This window comes from Duganella rivi (assembly GCF_009857435.1).
GTDB classification, from domain to species: Bacteria; Pseudomonadota; Gammaproteobacteria; order Burkholderiales; family Burkholderiaceae_D; genus Rugamonas; species Rugamonas rivi.
In genome coordinates, this window is sequence record NZ_WWCK01000001.1 from 287920 (window position 1) to 300250 (window position 12331).

Annotated in this window: 16 protein-coding genes; 9 read left to right on the forward strand and 7 right to left on the reverse strand. The window is 63.2% G+C overall.

Annotation, left to right across the window (positions count from 1 at the left end):
* Nucleotides 1–15: 15 nt before the first annotated feature.
* The 5 genes from GTP45_RS01420 to GTP45_RS01440 all read right to left on the reverse strand — a co-directional run bounded on the left by GTP45_RS01420 (nt 16) and on the right by GTP45_RS01440 (nt 2193).
* A complete protein-coding gene (locus GTP45_RS01420; RefSeq protein ID WP_161012102.1) occupies nt 16–267 on the reverse strand; it encodes a BufA1 family periplasmic bufferin-type metallophore in 252 nt (83 codons plus the stop codon).
* A 159-nt stretch (nt 268–426) separates the two neighbouring features.
* The gene (locus tag GTP45_RS01425) at nt 427–618 is read right to left on the reverse strand and encodes a YjfB family protein (protein WP_161012103.1); all 192 of its coding nucleotides are present in this window, start codon (nt 616–618) and stop codon (nt 427–429) included.
* Nucleotides 619–671: 53 nt separating this feature from the next.
* Nucleotides 672–1193 (reverse strand): molybdopterin-guanine dinucleotide biosynthesis protein B, encoded by a 522-nt coding sequence (gene mobB, locus GTP45_RS01430; RefSeq protein WP_161012104.1) that lies wholly within the window; start codon nt 1191–1193, stop codon nt 672–674.
* 72 nt (nt 1194–1265) lie between these two features.
* Entirely contained in the window at nt 1266–1454 is a 189-nt protein-coding gene (locus GTP45_RS01435; RefSeq protein ID WP_161012105.1) for a hypothetical protein, read from the reverse strand.
* Between the two features lie 67 nt (nt 1455–1521).
* Nucleotides 1522–2193 (reverse strand): general secretion pathway protein GspB, encoded by a 672-nt coding sequence (locus GTP45_RS01440; protein ID WP_161012106.1) that lies wholly within the window; start codon nt 2191–2193, stop codon nt 1522–1524.
* Nucleotides 2194–2277: 84 nt separating this feature from the next.
* On the opposite strand from GTP45_RS01440, the gene GTP45_RS01445 reads away from it, so the two are divergent.
* From GTP45_RS01445 to GTP45_RS01455, 3 genes are read left to right on the forward strand one after another with little or no spacing between them, the layout of a single operon-like run.
* Nucleotides 2278–2700 (forward strand): ArsR/SmtB family transcription factor, encoded by a 423-nt coding sequence (locus GTP45_RS01445; RefSeq protein WP_161012107.1) that lies wholly within the window; start codon nt 2278–2280, stop codon nt 2698–2700.
* Nucleotides 2613–3029 carry an SRPBCC family protein gene (locus tag GTP45_RS01450; protein ID WP_161012108.1) on the forward strand — a complete coding sequence of 139 codons (417 nt, stop codon included), beginning with the start codon at nt 2613–2615 and terminating at the stop codon, nt 3027–3029. The genes GTP45_RS01445 and GTP45_RS01450 overlap by 88 nt, the downstream gene beginning before the upstream one ends.
* Before the next feature lies 1 nt (nt 3030).
* The gene (locus tag GTP45_RS01455) at nt 3031–3378 is read left to right on the forward strand and encodes a GFA family protein (RefSeq protein WP_161012109.1); all 348 of its coding nucleotides are present in this window, start codon (nt 3031–3033) and stop codon (nt 3376–3378) included.
* Here GTP45_RS01455 and GTP45_RS01460 read toward each other — a convergent pair whose 3' ends face one another.
* Nucleotides 3379–4992, reverse strand: coding sequence for an AAA family ATPase (locus GTP45_RS01460; RefSeq protein ID WP_161012110.1), 1614 nt, complete (start codon nt 4990–4992; stop codon nt 3379–3381).
* 25 nt (nt 4993–5017) lie between these two features.
* Complete coding sequence (locus tag GTP45_RS01465; protein ID WP_166454503.1) at nt 5018–5518, reverse strand: hypothetical protein; 501 nt, start codon at nt 5516–5518, stop codon at nt 5018–5020.
* Nucleotides 5519–5946: 428 nt separating this feature from the next.
* Here GTP45_RS01465 and GTP45_RS01475 point away from each other — a divergent pair, with 428 nt between their 5' ends.
* From GTP45_RS01475 to GTP45_RS01500, 6 genes are all read left to right on the forward strand, one after another.
* Entirely contained in the window at nt 5947–7041 is a 1095-nt protein-coding gene (locus tag GTP45_RS01475) for a GIN domain-containing protein (protein ID WP_161012112.1), read from the forward strand.
* 229 nt (nt 7042–7270) lie between these two features.
* A complete protein-coding gene (locus tag GTP45_RS01480) occupies nt 7271–8152 on the forward strand; it encodes a glucosamine kinase nucleotide-binding domain-containing protein (RefSeq protein WP_161012113.1) in 882 nt (293 codons plus the stop codon).
* Between the two features lie 4 nt (nt 8153–8156).
* Nucleotides 8157–8891, forward strand: coding sequence for a GntR family transcriptional regulator (locus GTP45_RS01485; protein ID WP_161012114.1), 735 nt, complete (start codon nt 8157–8159; stop codon nt 8889–8891).
* A complete protein-coding gene (gene nagA / locus GTP45_RS01490; RefSeq protein ID WP_161012115.1) occupies nt 8888–9985 on the forward strand; it encodes an N-acetylglucosamine-6-phosphate deacetylase in 1098 nt (365 codons plus the stop codon). The genes GTP45_RS01485 and nagA overlap by 4 nt, the downstream gene beginning before the upstream one ends.
* A gap of 5 nt (nt 9986–9990) precedes the next feature.
* Nucleotides 9991–11004 carry an SIS domain-containing protein gene (locus GTP45_RS01495; RefSeq protein ID WP_161012682.1) on the forward strand — a complete coding sequence of 338 codons (1014 nt, stop codon included), beginning with the start codon at nt 9991–9993 and terminating at the stop codon, nt 11002–11004.
* Nucleotides 11005–11167: 163 nt separating this feature from the next.
* Nucleotides 11168–12331 carry an ABC transporter substrate-binding protein gene (locus GTP45_RS01500; RefSeq protein WP_229258295.1) on the forward strand — a complete coding sequence of 388 codons (1164 nt, stop codon included), beginning with the start codon at nt 11168–11170 and terminating at the stop codon, nt 12329–12331.

The following is a 12331-nucleotide window of genomic DNA, read 5'->3' on the forward strand; positions in this document are numbered from 1 at the left end:
TCCGTTAGGCAGCAATTACTTTTTCGGTGGCGTGGTTTTGCCGCCGGCCTTTTCGCACGTGCCCTTCGGCACCATGACCCACTCATCCGGCGCATTGTCAGTCTTGGCCTGGCCCGAGCACGAGTGGGCAGCAGTGCCGCAATCGTTCTGACCGGCCTTGGCCACGCCGTAGCATTTTTCTTTTTCTTCAGCGGCGGCCACGGTAGCGGCTTGGGTGGCGCACACGGTGGCGAGGGCGGCGGCGATCAGGGCTTGACGTTTATTCATTGTGGTCTCCAAAGTAAAAAGGGAAAAACATCCGCAGCGTACCAGCAATAACGCTAGTTCGCACCTGTCTCATCGTGGGAAGGTTGGGTGTGCACGAAGGCACCGCGCAGCGCGTGCTGCGCAGAAGGGAACGTCGCGGCGCAGGACAGGCCGCGCGGGTTAAGCTTTGGTGTTGATATTGTTGCCGAGGTGAGGCGGCAGATTAGGCACCGGCGGAATCGCCTCGATCAAGGCGGATGCGCTGGACGCCTGGATGTCCTGAGCTTTTTTCAGTACGGCAATACCGACGGCTTGTTTGGTGCCGGTATCGGCAATCGTCGTTGCGGTCTGAGCAATTCCGGTAACGTCCATGGGGCCCTCCAATTATGGCTATCACCCTGTTTACGGCCGATCCGCAAGTAACTTTAGCCGTTGTCTGAATTTTTTTTCAGATGCGTGAGCAGCCAGGCAAGCACCTGCTGCGGCTGGTTCAAATCCAGCCACGTGACGCTGGCGCGCAAGCCATCCGGGCGCGGATGGTCGGCCGCCACCGCGACCACGTGCTCGTCGTGCGGGTACAGCGGCGCGCGGCCGGCCTCCACGCGGTAGACTTCCAGCTTGTCGATCGGATAGGACTTGAAGCCTTCGAGCAAAGTCAAATCCGCTGGCGACAGGCGCGCCAGCTGCTCGTCCAGCGACGGCTCGGGCGCACCGCGCAGCTCGTGGATGATGGCGTAGCGGAACGGCGACGCCACCATCACCTCGGCCGCGCCGGCGGCGCGCAGGCGCGCGCTGTCCTTGTGCTGCGGTTCGAATTGCAAATCGTGGTGGCTGTGCTTGATGACGTTGACTTTGACGCCCTGCCCCGCCAGTTGCCCCAGCAAGTATTCCAGCAGCGTGGTCTTGCCGCTGCCGGAGGTGCCGACTACCCCGAGAATTTGTTGCATTGCCTGCCCTTCACCACCTCATGTTGATGCCACGCATTATACGCAGCAACATTTGATGGTGCAGCAGGTGGCTTAGTGTTGTTCCGGCTTGATGGTGGTGGCGCGCGCACCGCCGCCGAGCGACAAGGCGAGCAGGCCGAGCAGAACCAGCAGCACGCTCAGGCCGCTCGGCTCGGCAACCGGCACGGCCTCGGCGGCGTGGGCGCGCGGCATGTAGGAAGCGGCGGCGATCAGGAATGGCAGGAACTTCAAATGCTTCATGATATTTCCCTTGCAGAGTTCACAATGATAGAAAAATATCATGTTTTCATTACACGAGCATTACAGTTCAGTACGGGACGCGGTAACGGTAACCTTTGAAGTTGAAAACAGCCTCTTTCGGCTGGAGTTTTTCCAGTAGCAGGCCGGGAGCGACCTCCTCGCCTTCGTGGCGCAGGATTTTATCGACCAGCAATAGCCGGTCAGCGGCGTTTTTGGAATAGATGTAGCCGCCCACGGTCACCGGCGGGATCGAGCGCTGGATCGGCTCAGGCAGATCGCGCAGGTTGACCACCGGCTCCTCGGGCGCGGCGGCCGGCTTGACGGGCGTGGCCGCCACTGCCGGAGCAGGCGCCACAACAGGCTGCGATTGTTGCTGCGGACGCGCCTCTGGCGCCGAGTTGCGTGCCAGGTTAGCGACAGACGGCGGCAGATCAGCCACCGGCGCCGGCAACGGGGTCGGCGCCGGTGGCTGGCTTGCCGCCGGCCGTGCCGCTGGCGGCGCGGCCGCGACAGCCGGCGCCGGCGCATCTGTGGGCGCAGACGGCGCGCGCAACACCAGCACCAGCAGCACGCCGATCAGCGCCGCCATGCCCACCACCGATAACAGCAAAGGCTTACTGAAGCGCGCTGCCGGCGAGGCCGTATCCGTCGCCCGCAAACTCGGCGCGTGCAAGGTCGGTGCGCTGCCCAGCTGGCGTTCCGCCTGCGCCTTCTTCAGCGCTTCCAAAATATAAGACATAGAGGTAACCGAGATAGAGACCGCCCTATCTTAACGCATGCGCAGTGCTTGACAAAGCCGCACGCCACGCCAATACTATACCAAATGGTTAAGTATAACGACACCCAACTCGATCTCGTGTTTGCCGCCCTGGCCGACAGCACCCGCCGCCACGTGCTGCTGCAGCTCGACGCCGGCGCTTGCAGCGTGACCGAACTGGCCCAGCAGCACAGCATGTCGCTGCCCGGTTTCATGAAGCACCTCGCGGTGCTGGAGGCCGCCGGGCTCATTGCGCGCTCCAAGGAAGGCCGCGTGGTGCGCTGCGCACTGGAAGCCGCGCCAATGCAGGAAGCGGCGCAATGGATCGCCCACTACGAGCGCTTCTGGAACGGCCAGCTCGATGCACTGGGGCGCTTTCTTTATCACCAGGAGGAGACTGCATGCAAGCCACCGAAGTCCGCATCACCCGCCACTACCCCGTCAGCGCCGAGCGCGTCTGGGCCGCGTGGACCGACCCGCAAGCGCTAAGCCACTGGTTCGGCGCCGCCACCCAGGCCGAACTCGATGTTCGTCCGGGCGGCCGCTACCGCATCCGTTTCAACTCGCCCGACGGCACGGCCAACGAGGTCGGCGGCGAGTATCAGGAAGTCACGCCGCCGAGCCGGCTGGTGTTTAGCTGGGCCTTTCACAGCACGCCGGAGCGCGTCTCGCGCATCACCATCACGCTGACGCCAGCGAACGGCGGCACCGAACTGAGCTTTGTGCACGACCGCTTCTTCGACCAGCAGGGACGCGATAACCACGAACGCGGCTGGACACTATTCTTCACCAAGCTGGATCAACTATTGGAGACGTGACATGAAATACACCGGAAGCTGCCATTGCGGCCAAATCAAATTTGAAGCGGAGGGCGAAATTGGCGCCGCACTTTCCTGCAATTGCTCGATGTGCCAGCGCAAAGGGACGCTGATGTGGTTCATCCCGCGCGCGCAGCTGCGCCTGCTGACGCCGACAGAAAACCTTAGCACCTATCTGTTCAACAAGCACGTGATCAAGCACCACTTTTGCGCCAACTGCGGCATCCATCCGTTTGGCGAAGGACTCGCGCCCAATGGCGACGCGGTGGCGGTGGTCAATCTGCGCTGCATTGAGGAGATTGATCTTGCGGCCATCCCGGTGAATCACTACGACGGCCGCGCGCTGTAATCACTTCAAGCGCGGCTCCTGCACGCCGCCCAGCTGGTACAGGCGGATGAAGGTTTTCGGGCCGGCGACGCCGTCCGCTTTCAAATCCTGCGCGGCCTGGAACTCGGTGAGACGCTGGCGCAATGCGGCGTCGAGCGGCTGGTTTTCCTGCGGCTTTTTCAGGTCGTAGATTTGCGAGAGGCGCTTGGCCAGCCAGTCCACGTCCGGGCCGCGATCGCCGCTGCGCACTTCGTCGCGCCATGCACGCGGGGCGCGCCAGTAGGTGGTGAATTCGCCGTCGTAGCGGGCAGAGAGCGCCTCCACCGAGAGCGTTTGCGGTTTGCCGCCGGGCGTGACGATGGTGGCGGCGCCGGCGTCAAGCGCGGTCAGCAGGACGTAATTCGGTGCTGTTGGATCGTCGTGCAGCTTGAGCATGGCGGGACGGTCGAGCATCCGCAAATCCTCGATGCCGCCCTTGGCTTGCAGGCAGCGCAAATTGGCACGCGCAGCGGCCGAGCAAGGCTCGCCCTCCATCAGCGTCAATCCCCACAGCCCAGCGAGTTGACGCAAAGCCGCAGCACTATCCCGGCCGGGCTGCGGCAGGACGGCCACAGCGGGCTCGGGCGATGGAGTCGGCGCCGGCTTGGCCGCTACGGCGGCTTGCGCGTTGGCGACGATAGGCTTGGCTTCGCGTGACGCCAGTTGCCACGCTAATGCGCTGATCACCACGCCGCCCAGCAGGCCTGCGGCCACCAATGGCCAGCGCGCGGCTGCACCAGTTGCGTTGCGCGCGCCCTGCTCGGCCGCGCCTTCCGCGCCGGCAAACACCTCGCTGGCGGCGCGTTTCAAAATCGTCCGCGTGACCTGCGGCTGGTTCTCTACGTATGCCCCCAGCAAGGCCCGGTCGCACAGCAGGTTGATCCGGCGCGGCACGCCCTTGGTCAGCTTGTGCACCAAACCCATCAGCTTGCGCGGGAATGGCGCAATCGCCGTCGCGCCCGCCACCGCCAGCCGGTGCTCGATGTACGTACCGGTCTCCTCCTCCGACAGCGAGCCGAGGTGATAGCGCGCAATCACACGCTGCGCCAACTGCTCCAGCTCCGGCCGCGCCAGCATCTCGCGCAACTCCGGCTGGCCGATCAAAATAATCTGCAACAGCTTACGCTCGCTGGTCTCCAGATTGGTCAGCAAGCGCAGCTGCTCCAGCACCTCGGCCGACAAGTTCTGCGCCTCGTCGATAATCAGCACGTTGTTGCGCGCCTGCGCGTGGCTGGCCAGCAGGTAGGCATTGATCGCATCCACGTAGCCCTTCACGCTGACCGCGCCCGCCGGCTGCGGCGGCAACGCAATCCCGAACTCGTCGCAGATCGACAGCAGCAACTCCTCCACCGACAGCTTGGGATTGAAGATGTAGCCGAGCTTGCAGTTCTCGGGAATCTGCTCCATGAAGCAGCGGCACACCGTGGTCTTGCCCGCGCCGATCTCGCCGGTCAGCAGCACGAAGCCACCGCCGCTGCCGATGCCATACAACAGGTGCGCCAGCGCCTCGCGATGACGCTCGCTCATGAACAGATAGCGCGGATCAGGTGCAATGGAAAACGGCGATTGCTTCAGATTGAAAAAGTGCGTGTACATGAAAGCCTAGTAAATGCGCGACAGGCTATTTTAGCCGCTGTCGCACCGGAGGCGGCTGCACCGGCGGCAGCGGCTTGTACTTGGCGCAGTAAATCTTGGACTTGGTATCGAAATACACGATGCGGCTGGCCGGCTTGGCCTCGCGCACCGGATAGGCAGAAGTATCGATCACCGTGTAGTGCGTGCCGACCTGCTGGATGATGGCCTTCTCCAGATTCTCCGGCGTCGCCTCGGCTACCGCACCGACAAAAATATAGGTGCTGGTATCGTCGCTGACCATCACCTCGGAAATGGTGGTGCCCCACAGCGACGCGCCGGCCGTGCGGAACCAGAACGCCCCGCCCTCGTGCTTGTACGCCGCGCCGAAGTGCTTGAGCAGGTAGTTGTAGTAGTAAATGTTATCGGTGTGATCGCGGCACAGCAGGCCGTTACCGATGATGGTGCCGAAGGTGGTCGGCGCCTGTGCCGCCGCCGTGCCGCATGCAAGCGCCAAGGCCGCACCGATCCAGGCAATGCAAGTGCGCATTACGTTTTCGACAACCACGCGCGGTTGGCGCTGATGCGCGCCTTGGCCGTCGGTGGCAGTGCCTCGTAGCAGCCTGGGTATTGTTTCAAGGCATGCTCCCTGATTTCCTTTTGCAAGCCGTTAATCAAAAAAACATACAGCACACCACCGTCGCTGGTACTTTTAGTTCCCATGTATTTGATCATGTGCGCTCCTTACGCCCCGCGCAGGCTAGGTGCGCCCGGGCTTGATGCGTCCATTATGACATTACGGCCGAACTGGGGCCACACAAACAGTAACGGCCGCACAACGCCAAAGTTGAACTGCGGCTCAGCCCCGGTTTTTTGCAGCTTATCCCACGCTTCCGCGCGTCCGTCCCATGGCGTGCGACGGCGGCAGCGTTTTGTCATATCGTCCAGTTCTCGCCACTACCCATACCGAGACCGACCATGAAACACACGCTCCAACATGCCGCGCTGGCTACCACCCTGCTACTGGCCGCCTCCGTGGCCGGCGCCGCCGACAACAATAAACAGGACGATACCTATGGTAGCGAAACGCGCACAGTGGCGCCGTTCAGCAACCTCAACATCATCGGCCCGTTCCAGGTGATCGTGACCGCGCAGGCCGGCAACGCGATTGAAATCTCCGGCCCGCGCCGCCAGTTTGCCGAAATTGAAACCGTGGTCGAGAACGACACCCTGACCGTGCGCCAGCCGCGCAAGCAAAAAGGCTGGACGCTCAATTTCGGCTGGGGCAAGAACAGCAAGCCGCTGACCGTGCGCATCCCCGCCGCCAATCTGAAAAGTCTGCGCAACGCCGGCAGCGGCGACGTCGACTTGCAGCAATTCCAGGGCAAGCAGCTGAGCTTGGTGTCGGACGGCCCCGGCGACCTGCACGCCAGCGGCAAAGTGGGCGACCTCAGCGTGACCGCCAACGGCAGCGGCGACCTCGACTTGCGCAGCCTGTCGGCCGGCAACCTTAACTTACAGATGAGCGGCCCCGGCGACGTCAGCGCCAGCAGCGTGACGCAAGACCTCAACCTGGTGGTCAGCGGCTCGGGCGACCTCGACATCAACGACATCCACGCCGGCCGCGTCAGCGCCGCCCTGCATGGCCCCGGCTCAGTGATGCTGCGCGGCAGCGCCAAGGAAATCCGCGCCGAAGTGCATGGTTCGGGCGACCTCGAAGCGTGCAGCCTCAGCGCCGAAGCGGCCAGCGCCTCGCTGCACGGCCCCGGCGAAGCCTGCATCGCCGGCCACATCAAGAAGCTTGACGCCGAAGTGCACGGCTCCGGCGACCTGACCGTGCGCGGACTGGAAGCGCAAAGCGTGCGCGCGCGCCTTAGCGGCCCCGGCAATATGATCTTGTCCGGCAACGCAGCCGTGCTGAGCGCGCAAGTCAGCGGCCCGGGCGACCTTGACGCCCGCAAGCTGTGCACGCGCCAGACCGATATCACCGTGCACGGCCCCGGCAACGCGGTGGTGGCGCTGTCCGAGAAGGGTGATATGAGCCGCGCTCAAATGGTCACTTATCACCGTTGAAAAAGTGGGAACCCGTCCAAAGTGGCATGCAAATGCCACACTGGACGAGCCGCCGCAGAATTTGAATTTACTCAACAAATACAATCACTTAGAAAACGATTCCAAGACAACAACGCCAGTCCACTTTAATATTTTCTAATACCAGTTAAATACCTGTTGACAAGCTGGTTTGCCAACCCTATAGTGCCCTTCATCGCGGGCATCCCGGCATTAGCTTTCTCAGGTAGACATGATCGAATTTTTCATCGGCGTTGACGGCGGCGGCAGTGGCACCCGGGTGCGGCTGGCGCGCGCCGACGGTACGGAAATCGCCGAAGGCGCTGCCGGCCCATCGGGCCTGATGCATGGCATCGCCAAAGCCTGGGCCGCCGTTGAAGACGCCGCCGCGCAAGCCTTCCGCGCTGCCGGACTGGACTTCCCCGACAAATCCCGCATCGCCATCGGCCTCGGCCTGGCCGGCGTGCACAACCGGCAATGGGCCGCTGAATTCGTTGCCGCCAATCCCGGCTACGCGCACGTCGCGCTGGAAAGCGACGGCCATACCACCGTGCTCGGCGCACACCAAGGCCAGCCCGGCGCCATCATCGCGCTCGGCACCGGCAGCGTTGGCGAAATCAAATTGACCGATGGCCGCCACGTGGAAGTTGGCGGCTGGGGCTTCCCGGCCGGCGATGAAGCCAGCGGTGCGTGGATGGGACTGCGCGCGATCAACCATGTGCAGCAAGTGCTGGATGGCCGCATGCCGGCCAACGCCTTTGCCACCGATGTCGCCAACGCTTGCGGCGGAGGTACGGCTGAACCGCGCAACGCAATCCAGAACTGGCTGGCGCAAGCCACGCAAACCAACTACGCGCAACTGGCGCGCATCGTTCTGCAGCACGGCGATTGCAACGACACTGCGCGCGCCATTCTGCTGAACGCCGGCCGCGAGGTAGAACTGATGGCGAATGCGCTCGACGCCAGCGGCACGCTGCCGATCGCCCTGTGCGGCGGCCTCGCTGCGCCGCTGCGGCCTTACCTGCCGGTGTCCATGTTGAAGCGCATCGTCAATCCGCACGGCGACTCGGCAGCCGGCGCCCTGCGCTTAATCCAAACGCGCATCAAGGAGTAGGCCTGTGCTAGCCCAGTTGAGCGACTTCACGCCCGATCCCGACAGCGATACGCCGCTGTACATGCAGCTGGCGAACAAGCTGTCGGATGGTATCGCCGGTGGCGATTGGCGCGCCAACGAGGCATTGCCGTCCGAGCGCGTGCTGTCGGACATGCTCAACATCTCGCGCGTGACGGCGCGCAAAGCCATCGACATGCTGTGCGAGCGCGGCATGCTGACCCGCAAGCGCGGCTCCGGCACGTACATCACGCCGAAACTGGAGCAGCCCTTATCGCGCTTGACCAGCTTCTCCGAAGAGCTGCGTGAGCGCGGCTTCACGGCAGGCTCGCGCTGGCTGCAACGCGACATCGGCATCGCCTCGCCGGTGGAGCTGCTGTCGTTGGGTCTCTCGCCGAATATGCCGGTAGCACGCCTGAAGCGCCTGCGCACCGCCGATGACGTGGTGATGGCGATTGAAACCACCACCATTCCGGCGCAGTACATGCCGAATCCGCACAGCGTGAACGATTCGCTGTACGGCTACCTTGAAGCCAACGGCACCATCCCGATGCGCGCGCTGCAGCATATCCGCGCCGTCAACGCCAGCGAAGAACAGGCACGTTTGGCCAATATCCCTGCGGGTGCTGCGATGCTGCACATCACCCGCGTTAGTTATCTCGACAACGGCGCAGCAGTGGAACTGACCCACTCGTTCTGCCGCAGTGATTATTATGAATTCGTAGCGGAGTCGCGCAGATGAGCGATGCAATCAAAGGCAATATCCTGACACCGTCCGGCTGGATCCACGGTGAAATCAATTTCGACGATCGCATTTCTGCCATCATCGGCAGCAGCGCCGATCCTGCGCTCAATGAAGAAGTCTATATCCTGCCTGGCTTTATCGACCTGCACGTGCACGGTGGCGGCGGCCGAGACGTGATGGAAGGCGGCGACGCCGTGCGCACCATCGCAGCGGTGCACGCCAAACACGGCACCACCAGCATGCTGGCCACCACCATGACCGCGCCGCCGGAAGACATCGATATCGCACTGCGCGGCATCGGCGCGGCAGCGGCAGAGCGCCGCAGCGGCGAAGCGCGCGTGCTAGGCGCGCACCTGGAAGGCCCGTTCATCAACTCCGGCAAGCTCGGTGCACAGCCGCCGTACGCGCGTTCGGCCAAGCTGGCCGATGTCGAAAAATTGGAAGAACTGGCGCCGCTGCGGGTGATTACCGTCGCGCCGGAAATCGCCGGCCACCAGGAACTGGTCAAAGAATTGTCGGACGCCGGCATGCGCGTGCAGATCGGCCATACGCTGGGCACCTATGAAGACGGCGTGGCCGCATTGAAGCAAGGCGCGCGCAGCTTCACGCACTTGTTCAACGCCATGCCCGGCCTGCATCACCGCGAGCCCGGCATGGTCGGCGCGGCGCTCGCGCACGGCACCTACGCTGAACTGATTCCTGATCTGCTGCACGTTCATCCCGGTGCGATCCGCACGGCGCTGCGCTGCATCCCGAATGTTTATTGCGTCACCGATTCAACTTCCGCCACCGGCATGCCGGACGGCGAGTATATGCTGGGCCGTCACAAAGTCATGAAGTGCATGGGCGGCGTGCGCCTGCCCGATGGCACGCTGGCCGGCAGTACCCTCACCATGGACCAAGCGCTGCGCAACTTGGTCGGACTCGGCCTCGATCTGGCGGATGCCTCGGCACGGGTCTCAACGTATGCGGCCGATTATCTCGGCCTCTCAGAGCGGGGCCGTCTGGCTCCCGGCGCGTTTGCCGACTTCGTGGTGCTCGACCGTGACCTGAACCTCAAAGCCGTCTATATCGAAGGAGAATTGTTGTGACCTCAATGATGTTGAAAGAAGCCCTGTCCGCCGCTGATTGCGTAGCCCTGCAACTGGCCAACGACGGCGATCAATACGCGGAGCTGGGCCGCAAATTGAGGAGCACTTCCTTCTCGACCGCCCTGACCATCGCGCGCGGCAGCTCGGATCACGCTTGTGCCTACGTGGCTTACCTGATCATGGCCCGCCTGGGCCGCGTGGTGGCGTCGCTGCCGATGTCGCTGGTGACCTTGAATAAATCGCCGCTGATTACGCGTGACACGCTGGCGATCTCGATCTCGCAATCGGGCCAGAGCCCGGACGTGGTGGAGCCGATCCGCTACTTCCGCGACGGCGGCGCGACCACCATTGCACTGGTCAACGATATTGAATCGCCGCTGGCCAAGGCTGCGGAATTTGCGATGCCGCTGCGCGCTGGTAAAGAGCAAAGCGTGGCTGCGACCAAGAGCTTCATCACCAGCCTGGTGGCTGGTGCGCGCCTGGTGGCGGCTTGGCAGAATGATCCTGAGCTGCTGGCCGGTTTGGAGGCGCTGCCGGAATCGCTGCGCGCGGCGACCACTGAAGACTGGTCGAAGGCGGTTGAGGTGCTGACGCCTGCGCGTAACATCATGGTGGTGGGGCGCGGCATCAGCTTCCCGGTGGCGCTGGAAGCGTCGCTGAAGTTTAAAGAAACCTCGGCGCTGCAAGCGGAAGCATTCAGCGGCGCGGAGATCAAGCACGGCCCGATGGCGCTGATCGAAGAAGGCTACCCGCTGGTGATCTTCGCGACGCGCGGCCCTACGCAGGCAAGCTTGCTGCAACTGGCTTCCGAGATGCGCGGCCGTGGTGCAAACGTGCTGCTGGCGGCTCCTGCTGATGTGGCGGAACGCGATTTGACCTTGCCGGTAGCGGCGACGCCGGATCTGGATCCGATTGTGGCGATTCAAGCGTTCTACAAAATGGCGGCAGAACTGTCGGCCGCGCGTGGTCTGAACCCGGACCAGCCGCGCCACCTGAGCAAAGTCACGAAAACGAACTAAAACCGTGATTGAGCCGCGCAGCCCCCGCAAGCTTGGGGGGTCTGACCCCGTACGGGGTCAGACCCCGGTTCGCCGCCGTGCGGGGTGGTTGCTGGCTCTAGCCGCCCTGCTAGCAAACCCTGCAAGCGCAGCCCCGCAAACCATCGAGTTCTGGACTTTCAGCATGAAGCCAAAGTTCACGCCTTACTACGAGAAGCTGGTGAAGAACTACGAAGCTGCGAATCCGGGCGTGCGGGTCGAATGGGTGGACTTCCCCTGGGATATCATCCAAACCAAACTGGTGACGCGCATCGTCGCGGGCACGCCGCCCGCGCTGGTCAATCTCAACGTGCCATGGGCCGACGAATTCGCGCGCGACGGCTTGCTCGCCCCTGTCGACACATTACTCGCCGACGCCCGCCCGCGCTATCTCGCCAGCACCTTGGAAGACCTGACCTTCAACGGCAAGACCTACGGCTTCCCGATGTACAGCAACGTCGCCGTCATCGCCTACAACACGCAGATCTTCAAAGCGGCTGGCATTCCGCACGCACCACGTGATCTAGATGAACAACTGCTGTTCGCGCGCCAGATCGCCGCGCGCACCGGCAAGGCAGGCCTGTGCCCTGCCCTGTCCAAGATCGATGGCCTGATGATGCAGCAAGGCCTGCCCGTCATCAGCAAAGGCAAAGCCGTATTCAACTCACCCGGCCACGTCGCCTTAATCCGCAAGCTGGCCGAAACCTACAAGGCCGGCGGCCTGCTGAAAGACGCGCTGTTCGCCGAAGATAACTTCCCCGCCGCGATTGACGCCTACAAGGGCGGCCGTCTCGGCATGCTGCTCGCCCCACCCACCGCAGTAAAGCGCATCGAGAGCGACGCCAAGGACATCTACGCCATCACCGACGTCGCACCCGCGCCGCTAGGCCCAACCGGGATTGCCGATGGCGGCTGGCTGATTCATTTCGCCGTGCCGAAAAATGTCGACGCCAAGTTGCTGCCAGCGGTCGGCAAATTCGCGCGCTACTTGACCAACGACGCCAATCAACTGGCCTTCGCCAAGCAAGCCAGCGTCTATCCGGCGATGGCGCAAGCGGCCAACGATCCATTCTTCACCACCGTGCCACCGAAAGCCGGCGCCGCAGAAAAGGCCGTCGCTGCGGGCGCGGTGTCGATGCCGCACTCGCACACGCTGTACGTGGCCGGCATCACCGACTACGACGAGTTGCGCCGCTACCTCGTTAAGGCAGTGGAAGCCGGCGTCACCGGCAAGCAAGACATCAAGCAGGCGCTGGATCAAGCGGTCGCCATCTGGAACAAGAAACTCGCCGCGCAGCGGAGCCACTGA

Coding starts and splice junctions, on each gene's coding strand:
- GTP45_RS01420 (WP_161012102.1), bottom strand. CDS start 267: ATGAATAAACGTCAAGCCCTGATCGCCGCCGCCCTCGCCACCGTGTGC.
- GTP45_RS01425 (WP_161012103.1), bottom strand. CDS start 618: ATGGACGTTACCGGAATTGCTCAGACCGCAACGACGATTGCCGATACC.
- mobB (WP_161012104.1), bottom strand. CDS start 1,193: ATGCAACAAATTCTCGGGGTAGTCGGCACCTCCGGCAGCGGCAAGACC.
- GTP45_RS01435 (WP_161012105.1), bottom strand. CDS start 1,454: ATGAAGCATTTGAAGTTCCTGCCATTCCTGATCGCCGCCGCTTCCTAC.
- GTP45_RS01440 (WP_161012106.1), bottom strand. CDS start 2,193: ATGTCTTATATTTTGGAAGCGCTGAAGAAGGCGCAGGCGGAACGCCAG.
- GTP45_RS01445 (WP_161012107.1), top strand. CDS start 2,278: ATGGTTAAGTATAACGACACCCAACTCGATCTCGTGTTTGCCGCCCTG.
- GTP45_RS01450 (WP_161012108.1), top strand. CDS start 2,613: ATGCAAGCCACCGAAGTCCGCATCACCCGCCACTACCCCGTCAGCGCC.
- GTP45_RS01455 (WP_161012109.1), top strand. CDS start 3,031: ATGAAATACACCGGAAGCTGCCATTGCGGCCAAATCAAATTTGAAGCG.
- GTP45_RS01460 (WP_161012110.1), bottom strand. CDS start 4,992: ATGTACACGCACTTTTTCAATCTGAAGCAATCGCCGTTTTCCATTGCA.
- GTP45_RS01465 (WP_166454503.1), bottom strand. CDS start 5,518: ATGCGCACTTGCATTGCCTGGATCGGTGCGGCCTTGGCGCTTGCATGC.
- GTP45_RS01475 (WP_161012112.1), top strand. CDS start 5,947: ATGAAACACACGCTCCAACATGCCGCGCTGGCTACCACCCTGCTACTG.
- GTP45_RS01480 (WP_161012113.1), top strand. CDS start 7,271: ATGATCGAATTTTTCATCGGCGTTGACGGCGGCGGCAGTGGCACCCGG.
- nagA (WP_161012115.1), top strand. CDS start 8,888: ATGAGCGATGCAATCAAAGGCAATATCCTGACACCGTCCGGCTGGATC.
- GTP45_RS01495 (WP_161012682.1), top strand. CDS start 9,991: ATGATGTTGAAAGAAGCCCTGTCCGCCGCTGATTGCGTAGCCCTGCAA.
- GTP45_RS01500 (WP_229258295.1), top strand. CDS start 11,168: ATGAAGCCAAAGTTCACGCCTTACTACGAGAAGCTGGTGAAGAACTAC.